At 63.1% G+C, this 23,434-nt stretch carries 19 protein-coding genes; 9 read left to right on the forward strand and 10 right to left on the reverse strand.

Translation table 11 applies throughout. From position 1 onward, the window contains the following. Nucleotides 1-232 precede the first annotated feature (232 nt). The 8 genes from FHR27_RS24735 to FHR27_RS24770 all read right to left on the reverse strand — a co-directional run bounded on the left by FHR27_RS24735 (nt 233) and on the right by FHR27_RS24770 (nt 8,300). Nucleotides 233-622 carry a YkvA family protein gene (locus tag FHR27_RS24735; protein ID WP_179539824.1) on the reverse strand — a complete coding sequence of 130 codons (390 nt, stop codon included), beginning with the start codon at nt 620-622 and terminating at the stop codon, nt 233-235. After that, the gene (locus tag FHR27_RS24740) at nt 619-1,755 is read right to left on the reverse strand and encodes an ABC transporter substrate-binding protein (protein WP_179539825.1); all 1,137 of its coding nucleotides are present in this window, start codon (nt 1,753-1,755) and stop codon (nt 619-621) included. The genes FHR27_RS24735 and FHR27_RS24740 overlap by 4 nt, the downstream gene beginning before the upstream one ends. After that, the gene (locus FHR27_RS24745; RefSeq protein ID WP_179539826.1) at nt 1,752-2,525 is read right to left on the reverse strand and encodes an ABC transporter ATP-binding protein; all 774 of its coding nucleotides are present in this window, start codon (nt 2,523-2,525) and stop codon (nt 1,752-1,754) included. Before FHR27_RS24745 ends, FHR27_RS24740 begins: the two co-directional genes overlap by 4 nt. Continuing rightward, a complete protein-coding gene (locus FHR27_RS24750; protein WP_042553319.1) occupies nt 2,522-3,574 on the reverse strand; it encodes a FecCD family ABC transporter permease in 1,053 nt (350 codons plus the stop codon). The genes FHR27_RS24745 and FHR27_RS24750 overlap by 4 nt, the downstream gene beginning before the upstream one ends. A gap of 2 nt (nt 3,575-3,576) precedes the next feature. Next, entirely contained in the window at nt 3,577-6,024 is a 2,448-nt protein-coding gene (locus tag FHR27_RS24755) for a TonB-dependent siderophore receptor (protein ID WP_179539827.1), read from the reverse strand. Nucleotides 6,025-6,139: 115 nt separating this feature from the next. Next, entirely contained in the window at nt 6,140-7,093 is a 954-nt protein-coding gene (locus FHR27_RS24760; RefSeq protein ID WP_179539828.1) for a FecR family protein, read from the reverse strand. Continuing rightward, a complete protein-coding gene (locus tag FHR27_RS24765) occupies nt 7,086-7,616 on the reverse strand; it encodes a sigma-70 family RNA polymerase sigma factor (protein ID WP_042553321.1) in 531 nt (176 codons plus the stop codon). The genes FHR27_RS24760 and FHR27_RS24765 overlap by 8 nt, the downstream gene beginning before the upstream one ends. A 123-nt stretch (nt 7,617-7,739) precedes the next feature. Then, the gene (locus FHR27_RS24770) at nt 7,740-8,300 is read right to left on the reverse strand and encodes an NADPH-dependent FMN reductase (protein WP_042553322.1); all 561 of its coding nucleotides are present in this window, start codon (nt 8,298-8,300) and stop codon (nt 7,740-7,742) included. A gap of 208 nt (nt 8,301-8,508) precedes the next feature. Here FHR27_RS24770 and FHR27_RS24775 point away from each other — a divergent pair, with 208 nt between their 5' ends. From FHR27_RS24775 to FHR27_RS24815, 9 genes are all read left to right on the forward strand, one after another. Further along, the gene (locus tag FHR27_RS24775) at nt 8,509-8,667 is read left to right on the forward strand and encodes a YqaE/Pmp3 family membrane protein (RefSeq protein WP_042553324.1); all 159 of its coding nucleotides are present in this window, start codon (nt 8,509-8,511) and stop codon (nt 8,665-8,667) included. Nucleotides 8,668-9,096: 429 nt separating this feature from the next. Beyond that, nucleotides 9,097-10,251, forward strand: coding sequence for a mandelate racemase family protein (locus tag FHR27_RS24780; protein WP_042553325.1), 1,155 nt, complete (start codon nt 9,097-9,099; stop codon nt 10,249-10,251). A 69-nt stretch (nt 10,252-10,320) separates the two neighbouring features. Continuing rightward, a complete protein-coding gene (locus FHR27_RS24785; RefSeq protein ID WP_218878531.1) occupies nt 10,321-11,934 on the forward strand; it encodes an ABC transporter substrate-binding protein in 1,614 nt (537 codons plus the stop codon). Nucleotides 11,935-11,999: 65 nt separating this feature from the next. Further along, nucleotides 12,000-13,037 (forward strand): ABC transporter permease, encoded by a 1,038-nt coding sequence (locus FHR27_RS24790; protein WP_042553327.1) that lies wholly within the window; start codon nt 12,000-12,002, stop codon nt 13,035-13,037. Nucleotides 13,038-13,087: 50 nt separating this feature from the next. Continuing rightward, nucleotides 13,088-14,698: an ABC transporter substrate-binding protein gene (locus tag FHR27_RS24795; protein WP_042553328.1), complete on the forward strand. Its 1,611-nt coding sequence runs from the start codon at nt 13,088-13,090 to the stop codon at nt 14,696-14,698. 58 nt (nt 14,699-14,756) lie between these two features. Then, complete coding sequence (locus tag FHR27_RS24800) at nt 14,757-15,671, forward strand: ABC transporter permease (RefSeq protein WP_042553329.1); 915 nt, start codon at nt 14,757-14,759, stop codon at nt 15,669-15,671. Between the two features lie 9 nt (nt 15,672-15,680). Next, a complete protein-coding gene (locus FHR27_RS24805) occupies nt 15,681-16,520 on the forward strand; it encodes an ABC transporter ATP-binding protein (protein ID WP_042553330.1) in 840 nt (279 codons plus the stop codon). Between the two features lie 10 nt (nt 16,521-16,530). Further along, nucleotides 16,531-17,295, forward strand: a complete 765-nt coding sequence (locus FHR27_RS24810) for an ABC transporter ATP-binding protein (RefSeq protein WP_042553331.1) — start codon at nt 16,531-16,533, stop codon at nt 17,293-17,295. A 235-nt stretch (nt 17,296-17,530) separates the two neighbouring features. After that, nucleotides 17,531-18,265: an oligogalacturonate-specific porin KdgM family protein gene (locus FHR27_RS24815; protein WP_082045758.1), complete on the forward strand. Its 735-nt coding sequence runs from the start codon at nt 17,531-17,533 to the stop codon at nt 18,263-18,265. A 219-nt stretch (nt 18,266-18,484) separates the two neighbouring features. Here FHR27_RS24815 and FHR27_RS24820 read toward each other — a convergent pair whose 3' ends face one another. Both FHR27_RS24820 and FHR27_RS24825 read right to left on the reverse strand, forming a co-directional pair. Then, nucleotides 18,485-19,228: a FadR/GntR family transcriptional regulator gene (locus FHR27_RS24820; RefSeq protein ID WP_179539829.1), complete on the reverse strand. Its 744-nt coding sequence runs from the start codon at nt 19,226-19,228 to the stop codon at nt 18,485-18,487. Nucleotides 19,229-19,510: 282 nt separating this feature from the next. After that, nucleotides 19,511-23,290, reverse strand: coding sequence for a pilus assembly protein (locus FHR27_RS24825; RefSeq protein ID WP_179539830.1), 3,780 nt, complete (start codon nt 23,288-23,290; stop codon nt 19,511-19,513). Between the last annotated feature and the right edge of the window lie 144 nt (nt 23,291-23,434).

Genomic DNA, 23,434 nt, shown 5'->3' on the forward strand with positions numbered 1-23,434 from the left:
GGAAGCGCACTGAAACAGACAGGGATACGTGGGACGCTGCCAGGATGGCGCGCTGATCAAGGATGTCAGGATACAGACTGAAAAACCCCGCCTCGGCGGGGTTTTCTTTTTGGGGCGAATAAAGTCAGCCATACCCGATGACGTGTTTCATGGCCGCTGCCAATGCATTGCCTATCGTCCAACTGCCAGCCCGCCTGCCGAGGCGTCGGCCCTGCTCTTCATCTGATCGTTGTCATCCCCGAAGCCCGCGCCAGACCAGTGCTGCGAGCAGCACCCAGAGCGCCACGATGATTGCCGCCGCCACCCAGCGACCACGCCCGCCGATGCGCGTGTCGGCCAGGCGTTCGGCTTGCGGGCGACAACGCTGGATCAACTCGGCAGGCGTCAGGCGCACGGCCAGAGCGATGCCCAGCGGCAACAGCAGCAAGTCGTCGAGCAGGCCGAGCACCGGAATGAAATCCGGGATCAGGTCCACCGGGCTGACGGCATACAACACCACGGCGATGCCCACCAGCTTGGCTGGCCAGGGCATGTCTGGCTGACGGCAGCAGAGCCAGAGCAGGATGATCTGACGTTTGAGCGCCTTGGCCCATGTGCGCAGGGTGCTTAGCAGGGGTTTCATGGGGTTGCCTCATCGATGCCGCAGTGGCGGGCGGAGAATACCAGTGGCGCGTCGGGTAGTTCGGTGAAGCGAGCGATCCAGGCGCGATAGCTGGCCTGCGCATCGAGGTCGGCGAAGGCTTGCGGCCAGAGCATGCTGGCCAGGTATTCGACGCCGATGACGTTGAACACGCTGTTGTAGAACTGATGGTAAAGGCCATGGACGCAGTGGTTCGGCGCCTTGCGGATGCGCTCGAAGCCCGGCCGTTGCAGCAGGCGGTGAAGATGATCCTGCACGGCGCCTGGGTCGGCACGATAGCCGAATGGCAAAGCACCTACGCCTTCACGCAGGCGCTGAGTGCCGGTCATCACGTAATGATCCGGTTTGCTGCGGATAAGCATCTCCAGGGCGACGTCTCCGGAGTCGCCAAGCAGCAGCCGCGAGCCCAGATTGGTCGCGCCGAGCGCCTTGACCATCGCCCCCCAGCCCTTGTCGCCCTGGGTATGGCAACAGCTACCGCTGCCGGCCTGGCCCGCTCGGGCTTCGATGAACACCCGGGGTTTGGGGAGGTCACGGCTGCGTCGCTGCAACTCGTGGAGTTTTGCCTGATAGGCGTCGACGTAGGCCCGCGCGCGAGCCTGGCGATTCAGTACGTCACCGAGCAGCAACAGGCTGCGCGGTACGTTGCGTAGCGGGTCATCCTGGCTGTCGACGTAGATCAACGGGATGCCCAGGCGTTCGAGCAGGCTGCCAAGCACGCTGTTTTCCACGGCCGGCCGGGCCTCCAGACGCACCACCAGCAAGTCCGGGTGAAGGCGAATGACGCGCTCGATATCCACATCCCCGGCGGAGGAAAAGCCCAGTGTCGGTATCTGGGCGGCAGCTGGCCAGCGTTCCATCAGCAGTTGCCAGAGGCTGGGATCCGAGCCGCGCAGGTTGTTGTTGAAGGCCACCACACGGGCCAGTGGCGCTTCACGTTCGAGAATGGCCAGGGCCAGCAGGTCATTGCTGTCCTGCAGCAGGATCCGCTGCGGCGGTGCCTCGATGCGCACCTCTCGGCCGGCGAGGTCGATCACGGTGCGTGGATAGTCATCGGCCTGGACGGCAGCACCCGTCAGCAGCAGGATCACCGCCAGCGCAGCACGAAGCGTCACAGCGAAGCATCCACGGCAATTTGCAGGTGCCCACGGCTGCAGGTTTCGACCCGAGCATCGACCTTGTAGACGTTCGCCAGCAGCGATGGGGTGAGCGTCTCCTGTGGGCTGCCGGTGGCCTGCATGCGGCCGTTGGCGAGCACCACCAGGCGATCCGCCCAGCGCGCGGCGAGGGCCAGGTCATGCAGCACCACGACGACGATGCGGCCCTGGTCGGCGAGACTGCGCACCGTTCCCATCACCCGGTTCTGGTGGTGCAGGTCGAGGGCGCTGGTGGGTTCGTCGAGCAGCAGCAGCGATGGCTCGCGAATCATCGCCTGGGCCAGGCTCACCAATTGCCGCTGGCCTCCGGACAACTGCTCGAGCGGGCGCATGGCCAGGTGCACGATGCCAAGCTGCTCCAGCACGCCATGGGCTCGCTGTATGGCGCCCGGCGTTTGGCCAGTCTGGCCGGCATGCAGAGCGCCGAGCAGGGTTTCCAGTACGCTCATGGCGATACCATCGGGCAATTGCTGGGGCATGAAACCCATCTGCTGCGCGCGCTCGCGGCGCGAGCAGCGCAGCAGGTCGAAGTCGCCCAGGCGCAGGCTGCCGGTCGTGGGCAACAGCCCTGCCAGGCTGCGTAGCAGCGTGGACTTGCCTGCGCCATTGGGGCCGACCAGCGCCACCAGTGTCCCCGGCTCGATGGCGGGCAGATCGATGCCATGGAGAATCTGCGTGCCACGGCAGTGCACCTGCAGCCCGGCAATCGTCAGGGCCGGCGCAGTCATGGGCGCCGCCCCTGGCGCAGCAGCAGCGTCATGAACAGCGGCACGCCGATCAGTGCGGTGACGATACCCACCGGCAGGATCACGCCAGGAATCACCAGCTTGCTGGCGATCGAGGCGAGGGACATCACCAGTGCACCGACCAGCGCGCTGACCGGCAGGAAGAAGCGGTGATCCTCGCCGATCAGCAGGCGTGCGATATGCGGGCCGACCAAGCCGATGAAACCGATGGTGCCGACGAAGGCCACCGCCGTGGCGGCCAGCAGGCTGATGCGCAGCAGCGAGCCGAAACGCAGGCGGCCGACATCGATACCCAGGGTCAGCGCACGCTCCTCGCCGAGGCGCAGGGCGGTCAGTGGCCAGGCCGCGCGCAGGCTGAAGGGAATGGTCAGCACCACCACCAGCGCCAGGGTCTGCACGGCAGGCCAACTGGAGCGGGTCAGGCTGCCGAGGCTCCAGAACACCAGTTGTTGCAGGGCGTCGGGTGAGGCGATGTATTGCAGCAGAGCGACCAGCGCGTTGTAGCAGAACACCAGGGCGATACCGAACAGCAGCAGGGTCTGCACGCCGCCAGCCAGGCGCGCGACGCCCTGTAGCAGGAGCACCGAGGCGAAGGCGAAGAAGAAGGCGTTCAGGGTCACCAGGGCGCTATCCGGTACACCGGGAATGCCCAGGTTGAGGACGATGGCCAGCGCCGCTCCGAGCGAGGCGGCGGAGGACAGACCGAGGGTGAAGGGATCGGCCAGGGGATTACCCAACACGGTCTGCATTTCCGCACCGGCCAGCGAGAGGGCCACGCCGACCAGCACCGCCATCAACGCGAAGGGCAGCCGCAGTTCGCGGACGATCACCTGCGTGTCGATATCCACCATCTGGGGTGTGAACAGCGCACCCAGCACTTCACCTGGCGAAAACAGCGTGGAGCCGATGGCGATATCCAGCACCAGGCTGATGAACACCGCCACCAGCAGTGCCGCGCAGATCAGCAGACGCTTGTGCAGCACCCGCCCGTACGCCGCGGCCAGCTCCCGGGCCGTGAAGGTGTCGTGCATGGCTAGAATTTCGCGCTGATGGTGGCCAGCAGCGAGGCCGGCTCGCCGTAGTAGTTGCCATCGGTGGAGGCGACGGTTTCCAGATACTCGCGGTCGGTGAGGTTGCGTCCATTGAGCGAGACGCGAACCTCTTCGCTGAGGTCGTAGAACAGGCTGGCGTCGAAGCGCGTGTAGCCGGAGACGTCGTAGCTGTTCTCCAGATTGCCCTCGCGGGCGCCAACGGCGATTACTCCCGCACCGAAGCCCAACCCTTTCAGGTTGCCCGATTGCAACTGGTAGCTGCTCCACAGCGAGCCGCTCAGGGTCGGTACGCCCTGCAGCTTGTTGCCTTCTCGCACCAGTGAGTCAGCGGTGGGGGTGTGCTTGGTCAGCTCGGCGTTGAGCACACTGGCGTTGGCAATGATGTGCCAGCCGTCCAGCGGTTCGCCGACGATATCCAGTTCTACGCCGTGCACGCGCTGTTCGCCGGTCTGGATGGAGCGATCTTCATTTTCCGGATCGGTACTGGCGACGTTTTCGCGGGTTAGCTGGAACACTGCCAGTGTGGCGCTCAATCGTTGTGGAATCAGCTCGACCTTGGCGCCCACTTCGAACTGCTTGCCTTCCTCTGGATCCAGCGGCCGCCCTGAGCGATCGATATCGCCCTGGGGGACGAACGAGGTGCTGTAGCTGGCATAGAGCGACAATTGATCGTTGGGCTGGTAGACCAGACCGACGCGCGGGGAGACCTTTTCCGGATCGAGGTTGGTAGGAACCTCGCTGTAGTCGTCTTCGATGGTCAGGTTTTTCTGCCGTGTGCTGTCGTAGCGTGCCCCGACCAGCAGTTTCCACTGGCTGCTCAGGTCGATCTGGTCCTGCAGATACAGGCTCCGGGTTTCCAGCTCGTACTCCGAGCCGCCGCCATAGGTGAACGTGCCGGGTACCGCGCCGTAGACCGGCTCGTAGATATCTATATCGGCCAGCGGGGCGCGGTCGCTGCCGGCATGGCGATCACCTTCGAGGTATTCGAAGCCGACCAGGGCCGTATGCTGCAGGCCGCCCGTGGCGAAACGAGCGATGGCCTCGAACTGCATGTCCAGAGTGCGTACGGCTTCCTTGCCGTCGGTGGCGCGGCGGCGCAGGGTGCGGCCGTCGGCGCGCATGTCGCGCAGGTCGACGACGTAGCGCTGTTTATCCGACTCGTCCCAGCGGGTCGCCTGGCGCAGGGTCAGCCAGTCATTGACGTCATGCTCGACACGCCACCAGGCCGCGACCTTCCTGGCGTCGTCGTGGGACCAGGGCTCGTGCAGGAAGCGCTCCGGCTTCATGCTGATGCGGCCGTTTTGCGGAATCACGCCGCGGTCGAACTGGCTGGTCTGGTTGGTGTATTCCAGACCGCCATCGACCCGGGTGTATTCGGTTGGCTCCCAGCGCAACGTGGGGGATATGTAGGTATGGCGGTTGTTGCGAAAGGTATCGCGGAAGCTGCTTTCGGTCTGCCCGGCGATGGCGATGCGCCCGGCGAGGGTTTTCGCTTCGTCCAGCGGGCCGCTGGCGTTGACCTCCAGGCGATAGAAGTCTTCGCTGCCAGCCTGGGCCTTGATCCGGGTCTCCGGCGTGAACGTCGGTTTGCGGGTCACCAGGTTGATCAGCCCGCCGGGGTCGCCCTGGCCGTAAAGCACCGAGGCCGGGCCCTTGAGCACTTCCACGCGCTCGACGTTGACCAGATCGCTGATCACCTCAGGGCGCGACACCAGCGGGTTCATCAGCATGCCGTCGACCGCGTAGGTGCGAGAGTGGAAACCACGCACCACGAAGCTCTCGGTGGAACCTCCGTGGGAGTTGCCGCGTTGCACGCTGCTGACGTTGACCAGAGCGTCGGCCAACTGGTTGAGCTGCTGGTCCTCGAGAACCTGACGAGGCACCACCTGAATGGACTGTGGAATGTCGCGCAGGGCGCTGTCGGTCTTGCTGCCCGTGGCACTGCGGGTGGCGCGGTAACCGCTGACCGGGCCATCGGCATACTCGTGCTCGCCGCTGGCACTGATGGTCGACGGCGCCAGGGACAGTGAGCCGCTGTTGTCCTGCGGGAACAGCAGCAGGGTGCGCTCCGGGGTGAGCGTCCAGCCCAGGCCGGAGCCTTGCAGTAACAGGGTGAGCGCCTGTCGCTCACTGTAGTTGCCCTGTACCGCCGGTGCGCTCAGGCCATCGGCAAGGCGCGCGTCGAAACTGACCTGGACGCCCCGTTGGCTGCCGAAGGTGGCGAGCGCCGAGGCCAGCGGTTGGCTGCTGATGGAGAAGGCATGGCGTTGCTGGTCTTCGCCGCTGCCTGGCGCCTGCAAGGCGCTCTGTGCCATGCCCAGGGGCGAGCCGAGCAGCAGGCAGGGGGCGGCGAAGCAGCCGATGCCGAAACGCAAGACGAGTCGAGGAGAAAAGCGCAAACGCGGCACCAGCATGCTGTCGTCCTTCATACATATCGTTAACGTTTGAGAGGGATTCTCAAATTTACGATTGTAAAGACGACACCCTCGGCGATTTTTTTCATCGCCGAGGGATTTTTTTCTGATGGTCCGCCGCGCGGTGCGATCAAGGCGTTCCCAGCACGCGGATCCAGGGCGTCATGCGCCGGCTGGGTACCGCCAGCGATTGAGCCAGGGCGCCGAGGGCGCGATCCGGGTCGCGCATGTCGTAGATGCCAGTGAGGCGGCGCTGCGCCAGAGCCGGGTCGGCGAGCACGATCCAGCCCGGTGTGTAGCGGCGCATCTGCTCGAGAATTTCGCTGACGCTGGCGTTTTCCACGAACAACTGGCCACGCCGCCAGATGGCCACGCGCTCACTGTCGACCCGCAGATGCTGCAGGGTTCCGCTGAATCTGTCCTGGCGCAGGCCTTCACCAGGGTGGAGGTCATCTTCGCTGCTGGCGCCATCGACCTGGCTGCTTACGCGCACCAGGCCGCGCTCTACGGCGACGTCCAGATAACGTTCGCTCAGGTCGACTTCGAACGCGGTGCCGAGTACCCGCACTGCGCTGCTGCCGGCCTGGACCACGAAGGGCCGCTCGACATCGCGCTGTACATCGAAGAACGCCTGGCCGGCCAGTAGCTGCAGATCACGGCGCTCGCTGCGATATTCGCTGCGCAAGGCACTGCGCGGGCCGAGGGTGACCAGCGAGCCGTCGGCCAGGGTCACCGTGCGGGTTTCCCCCGCTGCGGTGATGTAGTCGGCCTGCCAGTGCAGTGCGGCCTGGGGATAAGTGAGGATCGCCAGCGCAGCGATGCCGGCCGCCAGTGCCGCGGGCAGCCAGCGACGTTTGCGTCGCGGCGGGGGGCTGGCCGGGCGAGCGGTTTGTGTCGGGGGTTCGCGCAGTTGCGCGATGCCTCCCCACACTCGCTCGATCTGTTGCCAGGCATGCAGATGCTCCGGGCCCTGCGCCAGCCAGCGTTCGAAATCCTTGCGTGCGCTCGGCGTTTCGCTGAGGCGCAGGTGCCAGTCGGCGGCCTGTTCGAGCAGGTCGTCCGTGTTGCCCGCAGAGTCAGTCACGCTGCTGGTCCCGCGTGTCATCACCGGGCAGGGCGCGGGCCAGGCGTACCAGCGCATCGCGTACCAGGCGATGAGCCGTGGCCAGGGACACGCCCAGCTGTTCGGCGATCTGCGCCAGGGTCTTGCCGCCCAGGCGATGCATCTCGAGCGCGCGGCGGCTTTGCTCCGGCAGGTCCGCCAGGGCACTGGACAGGTGCTCCAGCTCATCGCTGTGCAGGCAGGCCTCTTCGGGGCTGGCGACCAGGGTCGGCAGCAGCCAGTCCGGCGGCATGGCGTGGCGGCGCTGCTCGCGGGCCTCGCTCAGGCGCATGTCGAGGGCAAGGTTGCGCACGATGCGATAGAGGTAAGCGACGGGCTGTTCGATGGCTTGCAGCTCGGGGCGCTGCAGGGGATGCAGGCGCAGATAGGCTTCCTGAACGACATCCTCGGCACGATCCCGGTCCTGGGTGATCTGCGCCGCATAGTTGACCAATGCCCTGCGGCAGGACAGGAAGATATCCAGCTTCTCGGCCGAATCGTTCATGGTTGCGCCTCGTCGTACTGCAGACGCAAATCGTCTGGCCCGGCAAAGGCGGTACTCTAGACCTGATTGAGAGGCTTTTTCAATTGGAAGGAGCCCGGCAGTTGGGCTCCCTGTCGGCAGGGCTCAACCTTTGGCGGTCGTCTCGACCCAGGCGGCATAGGTGTCGATGAATTTCTGCAGGAACGGCCGGATACCGTCGCTCAGCTTGCCGCTTTCATCGAAGAAGTTGCCGGCGCCGCCCAGGTAGGCTTCCGGCTGTTGCAGCAGGGGCATGTCGAGAAACACCAGCGCCTGGCGCAGTTGATGGTTGGCGCCGAAACCGCCCACTGCGCCAGGGGAGGCGCTGACCACGCCAGCCGGCTTGCCGCTGAACGCGCTCTGGCCGTAGGGACGCGAACCTACGTCGACGGCATTCTTGAGAGGGGCGGGGATCGAGCGATTGTACTCCGGGGTGATGAACAGCACGGCATCCGCCGCCTTCACCTGGGCGCGGAAGTGGCTGTAAGCAGCGGGTGCCGGATCGACGTCGATGTCTTCGTTATACAAGGGCAGATCACCAATTTCGACGATTTTCAGACTCAGGTTCTGCGGTGCCAGGTCGGCCAGTGCCAAGGCGAGTTTGCGGTTGATCGATGCTTTGCGCAGGCTACCGACCAGTACGGCGACGTTGTAGGTCTTGCTCATGGGGGTTCCCTTGATCAGGAGTGGAAGGGGGTGTTGGCAAGCCAGAACACTATAGCTGTCTCCCGATCGCACGTGGCGCTTGCGCGGATAGGCGCTGCCGCGTTGCATGAGGTTGATGGCGATGTGATTTTCCTTGAACCGGATGCCGGTGGCGCCAGTCGATTGTGGGGTATAGCCCAGCCGGGCCCACTTCAATAGGACGTACACCATGGACCTGATCCGTATTCTGATCGCCATTCTTCTTCCGCCTCTGGGCGTTTTCCTGCAGGTCGGCTTCGGCGGCGCTTTCTGGCTGAATATCCTGCTGACCCTGTGCGGCTATTTCCCGGGCATCATTCACGCCGTGTATATCATCGCCAAACGCTGATTCCAGGCTGGCTCAGAAACCGCGCAATGCGCGGTTTTTTTGTGCCTGCGGTTCCCACCATGTGAAATTGAGCTGTACGACAACCTGCCTGAGTTGTCCTTTTTCGGCGGACTGGACCCCGCTCATCTTTTTGACGCGCGGCCCCGCGGTTGTGAAAGTTTCTGGCATTCAAGAGAGGGCTCGTATTTTTCATTGCCCGCTTTGAATTTGTGGTTATTTTTAAATAACTATATGAATTTACAGGTTTTTAATTGATTTAATTTGGCGTTGACCGGAGTGCGTGATGGCCATTTCACATCTTTGCTGGGGATGATTTTCTTCTTTACAGGTTCTTGACAGCGTTTGGGATTGGCGCAATTATCGGGTTATTCGCTGTATGACAACATACATCGGGCCACTCAAATAATCACAAGATCCAAGGCGCGTTCAATGAAGATCACTCAGGTCAATGTCGAGGTTTTCACCTACCCCACTCGCCGCAGCGTCGATGCTGCCGGTCATGCCCACCCGGGCGACGAATCCCTGGCCAAGATGGCGCTGTTGCGCATCGCCACCGAAGACGGCGTGGAAGGCTATGCCTTTGGCGCGCCCGAGCTGATTCGTCCGCACATCATCGACAGCTTCGTACGCAAGGTGCTGATCGGGCAGAACGTCATGGATCGCGAGAAGATCTGGCAGGACCTCGCTCACTGGCAGCGCGGCAGTGCCAGTCAGTTGACCGACCGCGCGCTGGCGCTCGTCGAGCAGGCGCTGTGGGATTGGGCGGGGCGCAAATTCAAGCAGCCGGTGCACAAGCTGATTGGTGGCTATCGCGACAAGGTGTTGGCCTATGGGTCGACCATGTGCGGCGATGACCTGCCGGGCGGCCTGTCGACTCCCGAGGAGTACGGCCGCTTCGCCGAGCAACTGGTCGCCCGTGGCTACAAGGCGATCAAGCTGCACACCTGGATGCCACCGATCTCCTTCGCGCCGGATCCGAAGATGGACGTGCGTGCCTGCGCCGCTGTGCGTGAGGCGGTCGGCCCGGATATCGCCCTGATGCTCGACGGTTATCACTGGTATAGCCGCACCGACGCGCTGTACATCGGCCGCGAACTGGAAAAGCTCGACTTCGCCTGGTTCGAAGAGCCGATGATGGAGGAGTCCGCCGAGTCCTATGCCTGGCTGGCGGCCAACCTGGACATCCCGGTGCTGGGGCCGGAATCCCTTGGGGGCAAGTACATGAGCCGTGCCAGTTGGGTCGGGCAGGGCGCCTGTGACATCCTGCGCGCCGGCGTGGCCGGGGTCGGCGGTATCGCGCCGTGCCTGAAGGTCGCGCACCTGGCCGAATCCTATGGCATGCACTGCGAGATTCATGGCAACGGCGCCGCCAACCTGGCGGTGGTCGGTGCGATCAAGAACTGTGACTGGTACGAGCGCGGCCTGCTGCACCCGTTCCTCAACTACGACGACGTGCCTGCCTATCTGAACAGCATCGTCGACCCGATGGACAGCGATGGCTACGTGCACCTGCCGGATCGTCCGGGTCTGGGCGAAGACATCAACTTCGCCTACATCGAGACGAACACCGTCAACCGGTACTGATGCACCGGTGCGCAGCCGCATGCGGCTGCGCTGTTTCTGAGAGTCGAATAACTATAAGAAGGCTATCTCATGATCAAACCAATTCCGCATCTGGTCGCGGGCCTGCTGGCCGCTACCCTGGCCCTGGGCTCCGTGACCACGGTGCAGGCCAAGACCCCTGCCGATCAGCTCATCGTCGGCATGAGCATGATCAACCTGCTGTCCCTCGATCCGGCTGCCGCCACTGGCCTGGACGTGTCCGAGGTGAACGCCAACCTGTACGACATGCTGCTGGTGCAGGACGCTGCCGCGCCGGACAACCTGGTACCGGCCCTGGCCGAACGCTGGGAAGTCAGCGATGACCACAAGACGCTGACCTTCCACCTGCGCAGCGGCGTCAAGTTCCACTCCGGCAACGAGCTGACCGCCCAGGATGTGATCTGGTCGTTGCAGCGCGTGCTCAAGCTCAACCTGGCGTTGGCCTCGACATGGAAGGCTTACGGCTTCACCGCCGATAACGTCGAGCAGCAGATCCGCGCCCCTGACGACCACACCGTGGTGGTCGAGCTGGCTCGCCCGACCGATCCGATGCTGGTGCTCAATACCCTGGCCACCTCGCCCAGTGCATTCATCCTCGACAAGAAAGAGGTGCTCAAGCACGACAAGAATGGCGATATGGGCGGTGCCTGGCTGACCACCAATGCGGCGGGCAGCGGACCATTCGTGCTCAACGCATGGCGCGCCAATGACGTGATTCTGATGACCCGTTTCGAGGACTATTGGGGCGGCCCAGCCAAGCTCAAGCGCGTGGTGATGCGCAACATGACCGAGTCGCAGTCGCTGCGCCTGATGGTCGAGCGGGGCGACCTGGATATCGCCCGTGGCATGTCGGCACCGGACATCACGGCCCTGAGCAGTTCGGACAAGGTCAAGACCCAGACCGTGCAGCGCGGCACGCTCTACTACGTGGCGCTGAGCACCAAACAGCCGATGTTCGCTGACGCCCGCGTGCGCAAGGCGGTCCGTTCGTTGATCGATTATCAGGGCATCAATGAGGTGGTGATGCCGCATTACGGCACCCTCAACCAGCGCCCGATGCCGCTCGGCCTGCCCGCGCGTCTGGATGATCCCGGCTATCGCCTGAACGTCGAGGAAGCCAAGAAGCTGCTGGCCGAAGCCGGCTACCCGGATGGCTTCCAGACCACTATCCGTGTACTCGCGGAACCCCCGTTCATCAACATCGCCTCCAGCGTGCAATCGACTCTGGCTCAGGCCGGCATCAAGGCGCGCATCGTCACCGGCACCGGCACTCAGGTGTACGGCTCCATGCGTGAACGCACCTTCGACATCATCGTCGGTCGTGGCGGTGGCGGCGCTGAGCGTCACCCGCATTCCAGTCTGCGCACCCTGGTCTACAACCCGGACAACCGTGACGAAGCCAAGCTGAGCAACTTCCAGGGCTGGCGTACCTCGTTCTACAGCCCGGAGCTCAATGCGCTGATCGAAAAGGCCGAGGTAGAGCCGGACAAGCAGACCCAGATGGATCTGTATCACCAGTTTCAAAACCTCTACGACGAGCAGGTCGGCGCCATCATGCCGATTTCGCAGATGACCGACACGGTGGTGATCTACCACGACGTCGTCGGCTATATCGGTCACAGCGCGGCGACCACGCGCTACAAGGATGTGCACAAGGATCGTTGAGCCGCCGGGCGGCGTAGCGCCGCCCCTGCTTATACGAACGAGCTGCGATCAATCGGGAGCCTGTTATGTTTGCTTCGACTGCGTCTTTCTTCGGCACGCGGATGGGCGGTACTTCACGCCGTTTCGGCGCGGTGCTGATGACCCTGCTGGGCTTGCTGGCGATGACTTTCTTCATCGGCCGAGTGATGCCACTCGATCCGGTGCTGGCGGTGGTCGGCCCGGATGCCGACAGTTCCACCTACGACCAGGTCTATCAGGCCATGGGCCTGGACCGGCCGCTGCTGGTGCAGTTCGGCTACTACCTGCGCGATCTTGCCCAGGGCAATTTCGGCAATGCGCTGCTCACCGGCCACCCGGTGATCGAGGACATCGCCCGGGTGTTCCCGGCGACCATCGAGCTGGCCACGCTGGCGATCATCTTCGGTGTGGTGCTCGGCCTGCCGCTGGGCGTATTCGCGGCGGCCAACCAGGGCCGTATCGGTGATCACCTGGCGCGTGTGGTGACCCTGTTCGGTTATTCCACGCCGATCTTCTGGCTCGGCATGATGGGCCTGCTGGTGTTCTATGCCTGGCTCGGCTGGGCGGGTGGTGCCGGGCGTATCGATCTGGCCTACGACGGCATGGTGCCCTCGGTGACCGGCATGCTGCTGATCGACAGTGCCATCGCTGGCGACTGGGATGCCTTTTCCAGTGCCCTCAAGCACATCCTCCTGCCGGCACTGATCCTGGGCCTCAACTCGGTGGCCTACATCAGCCGGATGACCCGCAGCTTCATGCTCGAGCAGCTTTCCCAGGAATACATCCTCACCGCTCGGGTCAAGGGCCTGTCGCGGCGCAAGGTGATCTGGGGCCATGCCTTCCGCAACATCCTCGTGCAACTGCTCACCGTGGTGGCGCTGGCCTATGGCTCGTTGCTCGAAGGAGCGGTGCTGATCGAGACGGTGTTCGCCTGGCCCGGCTTTGGCCAGTACCTGACCAGCAGCCTGCTGCTCGGTGACATGAACGCGGTGATGGGCTGCGTGTTGGTGATCGGCTTCATCTTCGTCGGTCTCAATCTGCTCAGCGATGCGCTGTACAAGGTGTTCGACCCGCGCACCCGCTGACCCGACCCACTCGATTGCAGCCCTTCAATAATTACAATAGGGACATCCGCATGAAATCGTTTCGCTCCACGCTGCTCTGCGGCGTGCTCGGTGCGCTGCTGTGTAGCGCTCCGCTGCTGACCGCCCAGGCCAAGACCCCGGACGATCAACTGATCGTCGGCATGAGCATGGCCAACCTGTTTTCCATCGACCCGGCCAATGCGCCGGGGCTCGATGCCTCGGGCATCAACGCCAACCTGTACGACACCCTGGTGTTGCGCAAGGACGGCAGCCCCGACGCGCACATCCCGCAATTGGCCGAGCGCTGGGACGTCAGCGAAGACGGTCGCCGACTGACCTTCCACCTACGCGATGACGTGCGCTTCCATTCCGGCAATGCGCTGACCGCCGAGGACGTCGCCTGGTCGCTGTATCGGGTGCTGAAACTCAACTTCGGCCTGGCCACCACCTGGAAGGCCTACGGCTACACCCTGGACAACATTGGGCAACTGATCCGCGCCGAGAACGATTCGACGCTGGTCATCGAGCTGCCGCAGCCGACCGACCCGCTGCTGGTGATCGACACCCTGGCCACGTCGCCAAGCGCCGTGGTGCTGGATCGCAAGACCGTGCTCGAACATGAAAAGGACGGCGATCTGGGCGCTGCCTGGCTGGTCACCAACGAAGCGGGCAGCGGCCCGTTCACCCTCAGTTCCTGGCGTGCCAACGACACCCTGGTGATGACCGCGTTCGCCGATTACTGGGGCGGCGCCACCAAGCTCAAGCGCGTACTGATCCGCCATATCACCGAATCGCAATCGCTGCGCCTGATGCTCGAGCGCGGTGACCTGGACATGGGCTACGGCATGGCCGCGTCCGACGTCCAGGCGCTGGCCGCCAAGGGCAACATGCAGATCCAGACGCTGCAGCGCGGCACCATGTACTACGTCGCCATGAGCATGAAGCAGGCGCCGTTCGACGACATCCGCGTGCGCAAGGCCGTGCGTTCGCTGATCGACTATCAGGGGCTGGACAAGGTGGTGATGCCTTATTACGGCAAGCTCAACCAGCAGCCCATGCAACTGGGGCTGACGGCGCGCCTGCCGGATCCTGGCTACACGCTCGACGTCGACGCCGCCAAGGCGCTGCTCGCCGAGGCCGGCCACCCGCAGGGGTTCAAGACCACCATCCGCACCCTGGCCGAGCCGCCGTTCGTCAACATCGCCTCGAACCTGCAGTCGACCCTGGCCCAGGCCGGCATCCAGGCGAGCATCGTCACCGGTACCGGTAATCAGGTGTACGGCGCCATGCGTGCGCGCAACTTCGAGATCATCGTGGCCCGCGGCGCCGAGCGTTATCCGCATCCGTACTTCAGTCTGCGCACCTTCGTTTACAACCCGGACAACCGCGATGACGCCGGTATCGCCAACTTCCAGGGCTGGCGCGCTGCGTTTCAGGACGACGAGCTCAACACGCTGATCGACAAGCTCGGCGTGGAGCGCGACGAAGCCGCCAAGCTGAGCATGTATCACCGCGTGCAGCAGCGCTACGACGAGCTGGCGGGGCCGATCATGATGATTTCGCAGATGACCGATCCGGTGGTCAGCGCGGCTGACGTCAAAGGATTCCAGGGTGCCGACGCCGAGGCGACGCGTTACCTGGGTGTGTACAAGCAGCGTTGAGTGATCGGGCGCGGCAGCGTGCCCGTTACCGACCCGAACCGAGTTCCGGAGGCATACGATGATTGCCAACATCTCTTCATCTTCATCCATCAAGCGCACGGGCGAACAGACGCCAGTCTCGGCGTTCCAGGCGTTCTGCCACAGCAGCGTGCGTGTGATACAGCACCTGCTGCGCAACCCCATGACGCTGATGGGTTCCAGCGTGGTCATGCTGCTGATCCTGGTGGCCGCCTTCGCGCCGTGGATCGCCACCCACGACCCGATCGTGCAGAACCTCGGCAACGCCCTGAAGGCGCCGAGCGCCGCGCACTGGTTCGGCACCGACGAGTACGGCCGCGACGTGTTCAGCCGGCTGGTCTACGGCTCGCGCATCACCCTGTACATCATCGGTCTGGTGACCATCATCGTCGGCCCCATCGGCTTGCTGGTCGGCACCATTTCCGGCTACTTCGGTGGCTTCGTGGATGCGTTGTTCATGCGCATCACCGACATCTTCATCTCGTTCCCCAGCCTGGTGCTGGCGCTGGCCTTCATCGCTGCACTGGGCCCAGGCCTGGAGCATGCGGTCATCGCCATCGCGCTGACTTCCTGGCCGCCCATCGCGCGCCTGGCCCGGGCGGAAACCCTGTCGCTGCGCAACGCCGATTTCGTGGTCGCGGTACAGCTGCAGGGCGCCTCGTCGTCACGCATCATCTTTCGCCACATCATGCCCATGTGCATGTCGTCGGTGATCATCCGCCTGACCATGAACATGGCCAGCATCATTCTCACCGCCGCCGCGCTGGGCTTCCTCGGCCTTGGTGCCCAGGCACCGCTGCCGGAGTGGGGCGCGATGATTTCCACCGGGCGTCGCTACATGCTCGAGTGCTGGTGGCTGGTAGCCGTGCCGGGGGCGACCATCATGCTGGTCAGCCTGGCGTTCAATCTGTTGGGGGACGGTCTGCGCGACGTTCTCGATCCGCGCAGCGAATAAGGAGGCCCCATGTCCGCTATCAAACTGGAAGTAAACGACCTCTGCGTACGCTTCACCAGCGGCCGCAAGGAGGTCGACGCGGTTCGCAACGTGTCCTTCAGCCTGGGCCGCGAAAAGCTGGCCATCGTCGGTGAGTCCGGCTCTGGCAAGTCCACCGTGGGGCGCAGCCTGTTGCGCCTGCATCCGGCCAGCGCGCGTATCACCGCGAAGACCATGACGCTCGGCGAGGTCGACCTGCTCGGTGCCAGCGAAAAGCAGATTCAGGCGATTCGCGGCAAGCGCATCTCGATGATCATGCAAGACCCCAAGTACTCGCTGAACCCCGTGGTGCGTGTCGGCGAGCAGATCGCCGAAGCTTACCTGGCGCATCACCGCGCCAGCCGCGCCGACGCCCGCGAGCGGGTGCTGGACATGCTCGACAAGGTGCACATCCGTGATCCCAAACGGGTCTACGGCCTCTACCCGCACGAAGTCTCCGGCGGCATGGCGCAGCGCATCATGATCGCCATGATGGTGATCACCGACCCGGAAATCATCGTCGCCGACGAGCCCACCTCGGCGCTGGACGTCTCGGTTCGCCGCCAGGTGCTCAGCGTGCTCGATGAACTGGTCGGGCAGCGTGATCTGGGCCTGATCCTGATCAGCCACGATCTCAACATGGTGCGCAGTTTCTGCGATCGGGTGCTGGTGATGTACGCCGGCCGCGTGGTCGAGGCACTCGATGCCGCCGACCTGGACAACGCCAAGCATCCCTACACCCAGGGCCTGCTGGCCGCTTTGCCGAACATCGACCGACCTCGTCCGCGCCTGCCCAACCTGCAGCGCGATCCCCTCTGGCTGACCCATTGAGTACGCACCCATGGCCATGATCGAAGTGGATTCACTCAATCTCAGTTTCGGCGTCAGTGCGGCGCGCAATCAGGTGCTCTACGACGTTGCCCTGCGCGTCGAAGAGGGCGAATCGTTTGGCCTGGTCGGCGAGTCCGGCTCGGGCAAGACCACGGTGCTGCGCTGCCTGGCCGGGCAGTACCGACATTGGGAAGGGCACCTGAGCGTTGCTGGTCGGGGCCTGCGCCACAAGCTGGATCTGGCGCACTTTCGCCAGGTGCAAATGGTCTTCCAGGACCCCTACGGCTCGCTGCACCCGCGCCACACCATCGACTCGGCACTGAGCGAGCCGCTCAGCGTGCACGGCATCGGTGATCGGGGGGACCGGGTCACCTCGATCCTCAACAAGGTCGGCCTCAACGACAGCTTCCGCTATCGCTACCCCCACCAGTTGTCCGGTGGCCAGCGGCAGCGGGTGGCCATCGCCCGGGCGCTGATCCTAGAGCCGCGGGTGCTGTTGCTCGACGAGCCGACCTCGGCGCTCGACGTGTCGGTGCAGGCGGAGATCCTCAACCTGCTCTCCGACCTGCGCGAGCAGGAAGGCCTGACCTACCTGCTGGTGACCCATGACCTGGGCGTGGTCGCCCACCTCTGTGACCGGGTTGCCGTGATGCAGCACGGGCGCATCGTGGAAACACTCGACACCGGCTTGCTGGCGCAGAACCGTGCTGAGCACGCCTACACCCAACTGCTGGTCGATGCCAGCCGTGACATCGGTGCCGTTGCACCGCCTTGACAGCATAACCCGCAGGCCTCGGGGGCCCGCCAGCACCTGAGCGCTCTGCACCGCGCATTAGCGCGAGTTCCCCTGCCGATTTTCCAACACGGGCTTGCAGGCCCGCGGCACGGACTCGCCTGCGCGATGGCCCACACAGCGATTCGAACATGCGGACAAAGCGCTGCAGGGCGGCGCTTTGCCTGAAAACCGGGCAACACACACTCAACCCATAGAAAACAACAAGAAGATCATCATGACCAAGAAAACTCTCACACTGCGTCTACTCGTTTGCCTGCTGTCCACTGCCGCTGCGGGCAGTGCATTGGCCGACAGTGCCTCGATCAACTATCGCCACCAGTTTCTCGACGACGACAGCATGCACGCCGACCGGGTCAAACTGTCCTACCGCATGGACAATGGCTGGGGATTCGAAGGCGAGCTGAAGTACCGCACCGCCGGGGACCGCAAGGACGTCGCTTTCGACAACACCGTGTCGAGCGGCCACGAACTGACCACCAGCTACCAGTACAAGTACAGCGCGGTGTCGACCTGGCAACCGGCGATCCAGCTGGACAGCAACGAGAACGGCACGACCTACAAGTTCGGCCTCAAGTACACCCGCAAGCTGAGTGACCAGTTCTATGTCGCCGCCCGCTACCGCTTCGATGCGCTGAAGCTGAACCGCGACCGGATCGATGAAGATGTCCCGGATCGCGGCTCCGACAACCGCAATACCCAGCGCTACGAGGGCTGGATCGGCTACACCCCGGCCGGCAAGCTGTCCTACGAGTACCAGTACATCTACTTCGATACCGACTACATCCGTTACGACAACAAGAAGAGCGACTACGAGCAGAACCTGATCGTCAAATACAAGCTGGACAAGTCCTGGGCGCCCTTCATCGAAATCGGTGACGTACGCGTGAGCCCCACCGAGGATGATCGCCAGATGCGCTGGCGCATCGGGGTTCAGTACAACTTCATGTAATCAAGAGCGCACGCAGGTGCCAATAACGGACGCCCGAGGGCTCGACATCGCAAGGTGAAGAGTCCGCAGGCGTCCGTTTCGTTCGCCAGTGTAGGAGCCCGCTTGCGGGCGAGGCGATGGTGGCCGCGCCCTGCTATCGAGGTTGCCGGTTTATTCGCCGTGGGGTGCGGCGCCTTGATTCAGCGGCCGGCCGCCGTTTTGTACAGCAGTCGCGGCGCATCAGCCCCGACGCTGAGCCTTGAGCAGGCGCTCACGGCTGTTGATCAGGTGCAATTGCATGGCGGCTCGCGCGCAGTCGACATCGCCACGGGCGATGGACTCGTAGATCATCTCGTGCTCGAGGCTGAGGTTTTCCTTGTAGGCCTCGCCGTCCTCGTGTGCCTTGTAGGCCGAGTTGAACTTGTTGCGCGGGATCTGCTTGGCACCCAGGTGCTTCATGATGTCGAGCAGGTGAGCGTTCTGCGCTGCCTTGGCGATCTTGATATGGAACTGGAAGTCCGCACTGATCGGCAGGCCGGCTGGCAACTGTACGGCGCCCTGCTGCAGGGCATCCAGCGCAACGCGGATCTCCTTCAGTGATTCGGGTGTGCGCCGTTGTGCTGCCAGGCCCACGGTAGCCACCTCCAGGCTCATGCGCAGTTCCAGCAGTTCCAGCACATCCTGCGCGGTGCTGATGGTCGCCGGCCCAAGCTGCAGCTCCGGTGCTGCAGGCATGTCGCACACGAAAGTTCCGACACCCCGGCGCGTCTCCACCAGGCCCGCCACCTGCAGGCGTGACAGCGCGTCACGCACCACCGTCCGGCTCACTCCCTCGGCCCTCATGATATCCAGCTCGGCCGGCAGCTTCTCGCCACGCTTGAGCGTGCCGTCACGCATGTGCTGGGAAATCTTCGCCACCAGGTCTTCAGCCAGGCGGCTACGCTGCTTGCGCGGTGGAAGCGTCCAAATCGGGTTGTCCTGCATCATCGATCCGTTGTTGTTTCGTTATCGGCATACGACCCCAATACTGGCGATTTGGTCGCATCGAATGACAGAGGGAGATAGTAGCAGCAGCGGGGGAGGTGTGGTTGACGATGGACGATCGTGTTGTGAAGGCAGCCCGCAAGGTGCCTCAGTTGCGCACACAACGGCCACGTCATTTGCAGGCGGCTGATCACTGCATGGACTGTTGGTCGTCACCCTGATCCGTACGGGCAGATTGCGTGACTCACCCGATACGCATGCCTGGCAATTTACCGACGTACTTCATTCCCTTTCCTCGACACGGCGCCAACTCTGCCGGCCAATGCTCGAGGGATCCGGGTAGACCGTGATGCACTCCTGCCCAGTGCAGTACTGGTAACTGTTGTCAGGATTCTGCGCAAGGGTGCCACCCCCTTCGCCATCCTGACGAACCGCCGAAACGATGGAGGTGCCGGTGCCGCTGTTGAGGCTCGACGGGGTGTAGTTGAATGCGCGTTGGGAGGTTCTGCCCCCGGTGAACGGGTTGATGGCGTAGGTCCAACTGCTGGCGCCGTCACCGCAAGGGTCGCTGTTCGGCGTCAGTGACTGGAAGAACAGGGTGCGACCGAGCTGCGACATGTTCTCCACCACCATCTCGCCATCGCTCTGCACCAGATTCAGGTACCAGCCGTTTTGTGCCGGCAGTGTCGAGCCGCCAGAGGTGCTGGCCTGCCAGCGGACGCTGTTGTTACTGATCACCCGGGCCTGACGGTTTGCGCCGTCGGTGGTCGTTGCCGTAACCGTGTTGGTAATGCTCTGTTGCTGCAGGTTGTTGCGGTTGATGGACGGGTTGTTCGCCACTTCACCGAGGGTCTGCTTGTCCCAGATTCCGTAGACGCTCTGCGGCATGCTCTTGTCTCCGTCCTTGTCGTCACTGTCGAAGAAGCGGCCGGTGCCGAACACCACCATATAGCCGGTACCGGTTGGGTGAGCGACCAGGCTTGGCGCCGAGGTGATCGGCTGGCGTTGCGTGCCGGCATTGTCCGCACTCGCCTTGAACAATGGGTTGCCGCCGAAGCCAACCTTGAATTCGCTGGCTGCTGCAGCTGCGTCATCAGCGGTTGTGAAGGGGCTTGTGTTGTTGCGATTGCTGCGCAGCAGATCGAAGCGCCACATGTTGCCCTGCAGGTCGCCAGCATAGGCGTAGTCGGCGACCCCATCCGCATTGTAGTCAGCCAGCTTGGGCGTCGAGAGGCCATTGGCTATACCACTGGTGCCCTGTACCTCCAGGCTCCTGAGCACCGTACCCTGCATGGCGTCGAGAACGAACAGCGCTGCCTTGCCGTTGGTGTTGCCCGCGCTTTCGTAGCCGTTGCCGAACACCACCGCCCATTTGCCGTTGTGCAGACGGGCAATGGTCGGTTGGGAAAAGCTGTAGCCCATTTTCACGGCGTTGGCGGCTGTGATGCTGTTCTCGTCGAATTGCCAGAGCAGTTTTTCACTGCCTGGCGTGGTGACGTCCAGTGCGAAGATGGATTTTCCTCCGCCCTTCAATGTGCCGACCAGAATGGTCCGCCATTGCCTGGTGGTGCCGTCGTATACGTCAGCGACCACTGGCGAGCCGTCTACGTAGAATTCGTGGGAGTAATTGGAACCGGTCAACTTGTTCAGTTTCGGGAATACCGAGGACGGGATGAAGGCGAACTCCTCGACACCCGTCAGGGCATTGAAACCGTGCAACATCCCTGCGTTGCCGCCTACGTAGATGCGAGGTGTGCGATTGGCGATGCTGGCCTTGAAGGTGGTGTAGGCCGTATTGCCCTCCAGGCGATTGGAGAATTGCTCCAGATAACGAGCGCCCGAGACCACGGCTGGGCTGGAGGAGTAGAAGTCGCCCAGCAGTCCGCTACGGCGGCGGAACGTGGTGCCTTCTCCCGTTCGGTTGCCACGCAGGTAGTCGACCCGCGAGGCAGCCAGGGTATCCGTCAGGCCGTTTTCCGGGTTTCTTGTCAGATAGGCGAGCAGGGTACTGCCTGAATACAGGCTGAGTGCCGCATTGGTGGCATTGAAATCCTGCAGACCGCTCGTGTTGATCGACGCTGGGCTGGCGATTTTTATCCTGCGTTGGGACCATGCCGGTACCTTGGTTTTCGCGCTCCAGACTTCGACGGTGTCGATGGTATTGGTCACCGAATTCCAGCGTTTCTCGAAGCGTTTCACATCGCCTGACCAGTTGTCATCGCTGGCGTAGGAGGTTTGATAGGACACGGTTTGTGTGCTGCTTTCATCCGAGCTGACCTGTCCCGAATTGATGGCGGGACGGGCTGCACTGGATTTACGGTCGGCAATGCGCGAAAGAATGTCCGCGAAGGCCTGAACCATGGCATCGGGGCTGTCCACGCTGAAGAATTCGCCCCGTGAATTGATCGCGGCATGCCACAGATCGTAGACGTTGGCGTCCGTGGCGTTGGCCGCTGCAGCTGGCCAGGCCGTACCCGCTGCCAACGCGGCATATCCGCTGCCGGCAAATGTACTGCCCCCCCAGGGGATGTTGCTCTGCGTCAGTGATTGGGTCAGCCCCAGGCCCATGGTGAAGTTGGTCATATGTTGCCAGGTCGCCGGATCGTTACGCGGGTCCCAGTAGTCGGTGGTGGTATCACCCGTCTTGTAGGGGATGTAGGCCGTGATGTCGTTGCTCAGATTGGGGTTCAGGTCGCTTGCCCAATAATGCATCGCCAGGTCGGCCAGCGTGTTGGCGGTACTGTCGTAGTAGGGCGCACGCTGAGTGAATGCCCTGCCATCGGGGAGCGTGAAGGTCGCCGCATCATGGCGGAAGTTACTGGGCGCACTGGCCGCTTCGTTCCATTGCCCATCGGTCATCATGATGTGATAGCTGGCGCGACAGGCGTAAGTGTTCTGGGTGGTGTTGGTGCCGGCGGCATTGGGAAATGCCTGCCAGGGAGTGGTCGTTCTGTAGAACTCGCCAGCCCGTTTCATCGCCGCCGGAAGGTAGGTGCTTTGATCGAAGGCGATGTTTTGCAGCCAGGCGTATAGCTGACCCTTGTGTGCGGGTGTATATGCCTTGAAGGCGTTGTTTCTGCAGTAGGTGGTATCGCTGCCGTCGAACGTGGTGCAGCGGCCCAGACCCTGCCAGCTCAGTCGCACGGATGGCGAGAGATTGTAGAACGCCAGAGCTGCTGCAGAGATGGTCGAAAGTGCACGATTGCGATAGAAGGAGTACCAGTTCGCGAAGTTCGCCTGCTCACCGCTAACGACGAATCGCAAGGCATAACAACTGTCGTTGCCGGCGTTGCAATTGCTGGCTCTGCTCGAATCGTAGATGTAGTAGTAGGCGGGAACCGCTCGCCTGACCAGCGTTGCTGTGTAACCGGTGGCCGTTCTGCTGCAATCGGCCGTGAGCCCGGAAAAAACACCGGGATAGCTGGCCACTGCCGTACAGCCGAGTACGCCGATCAGGATCGGCGTAATGGTGAATTGGATGCCTCCGGGCGATGTCGCCTGGGTGGCGAACAGCGTGCCAAGGCCGACCGTGGCGGAGAAGTCGGCGCTCGGGTTATCGGCCAGCCTGGAGACGGTGCCTGTCGGTTGAGCGTAGTTGCTGACGTCGCCATAGTTGTAGCTGGTACTCCCAGGGACCGTGGTAATGGGTACGTCCCAGGCGACTCGATAGCCCGCACCACTCAGATTGGTCGAACCCACTGTCGTTCTGAAACCGTTATGCCAGGCCTGGGTGAACGAGGTCGCCAATTGCTGTTCGTTGCCGGCTGCATCGAAGACCACCGGTGCATCGTAAGTCGCAGCAGGGTTGTAGTAGATCGGGTTGTAGGCGCTCGACTTGGCACGGCGAGTAGCTGATTCGGTACTCAGCCCGTCTGGCGCGAATCCCCAGCGCATGCTTCCCGAGTCATCGAGCGTCAGCAGCATGTTGGGCGGAACGCCCGTGGTTAGGCTCAGCGGGCTCTGCGAGACGGCTGCGTAACTGTTCGCAGCACTCAGCAAGGCAATACCGGCAACGGTGTGGAAAAGCGTCTTAACGCCCAAGATGGCTGTAAGAGATTTCATCCTGCCGGCTCTCCATCGCTCGAACGTCTTCAGGTATAGGCTTGCGCCAACTGCAGATAGTTCTTCCTGAATCAGGTACCTCTCGTCGCTCGCCAGCGTCACTGCTGGCGTGTCGATGACGAATGGCGTGAGGCTTCGCCGGCA

Source organism: Pseudomonas flavescens (genome assembly GCF_013408425.1).
Lineage (GTDB): Bacteria > Pseudomonadota > Gammaproteobacteria > Pseudomonadales > Pseudomonadaceae > Aquipseudomonas > Aquipseudomonas fulva_A.

What these genes read in the sequence shown, in the direction of transcription:
- FHR27_RS24745 (WP_179539826.1), bottom strand. Translation starts at nt 2,525, where the DNA reads ATGACTGCGCCGGCCCTGACGATTGCCGGGCTGCAGGTGCACTGCCGT.
- FHR27_RS24770 (WP_042553322.1), bottom strand. Translation starts at nt 8,300, where the DNA reads ATGAGCAAGACCTACAACGTCGCCGTACTGGTCGGTAGCCTGCGCAAA.
- FHR27_RS24750 (WP_042553319.1), bottom strand. Translation starts at nt 3,574, where the DNA reads ATGCACGACACCTTCACGGCCCGGGAGCTGGCCGCGGCGTACGGGCGG.
- FHR27_RS24815 (WP_082045758.1), top strand. Translation starts at nt 17,531, where the DNA reads ATGACCAAGAAAACTCTCACACTGCGTCTACTCGTTTGCCTGCTGTCC.
- FHR27_RS24735 (WP_179539824.1), bottom strand. Translation starts at nt 622, where the DNA reads ATGAAACCCCTGCTAAGCACCCTGCGCACATGGGCCAAGGCGCTCAAA.
- FHR27_RS24775 (WP_042553324.1), top strand. Translation starts at nt 8,509, where the DNA reads ATGGACCTGATCCGTATTCTGATCGCCATTCTTCTTCCGCCTCTGGGC.
- FHR27_RS24825 (WP_179539830.1), bottom strand. Translation starts at nt 23,290, where the DNA reads ATGAAATCTCTTACAGCCATCTTGGGCGTTAAGACGCTTTTCCACACC.
- FHR27_RS24790 (WP_042553327.1), top strand. Translation starts at nt 12,000, where the DNA reads ATGTTTGCTTCGACTGCGTCTTTCTTCGGCACGCGGATGGGCGGTACT.
- FHR27_RS24795 (WP_042553328.1), top strand. Translation starts at nt 13,088, where the DNA reads ATGAAATCGTTTCGCTCCACGCTGCTCTGCGGCGTGCTCGGTGCGCTG.
- FHR27_RS24785 (WP_218878531.1), top strand. Translation starts at nt 10,321, where the DNA reads ATGATCAAACCAATTCCGCATCTGGTCGCGGGCCTGCTGGCCGCTACC.
- FHR27_RS24805 (WP_042553330.1), top strand. Translation starts at nt 15,681, where the DNA reads ATGTCCGCTATCAAACTGGAAGTAAACGACCTCTGCGTACGCTTCACC.
- FHR27_RS24755 (WP_179539827.1), bottom strand. Translation starts at nt 6,024, where the DNA reads ATGAAGGACGACAGCATGCTGGTGCCGCGTTTGCGCTTTTCTCCTCGA.
- FHR27_RS24810 (WP_042553331.1), top strand. Translation starts at nt 16,531, where the DNA reads ATGGCCATGATCGAAGTGGATTCACTCAATCTCAGTTTCGGCGTCAGT.
- FHR27_RS24820 (WP_179539829.1), bottom strand. Translation starts at nt 19,228, where the DNA reads ATGCAGGACAACCCGATTTGGACGCTTCCACCGCGCAAGCAGCGTAGC.
- FHR27_RS24765 (WP_042553321.1), bottom strand. Translation starts at nt 7,616, where the DNA reads ATGAACGATTCGGCCGAGAAGCTGGATATCTTCCTGTCCTGCCGCAGG.
- FHR27_RS24780 (WP_042553325.1), top strand. Translation starts at nt 9,097, where the DNA reads ATGAAGATCACTCAGGTCAATGTCGAGGTTTTCACCTACCCCACTCGC.
- FHR27_RS24800 (WP_042553329.1), top strand. Translation starts at nt 14,757, where the DNA reads ATGATTGCCAACATCTCTTCATCTTCATCCATCAAGCGCACGGGCGAA.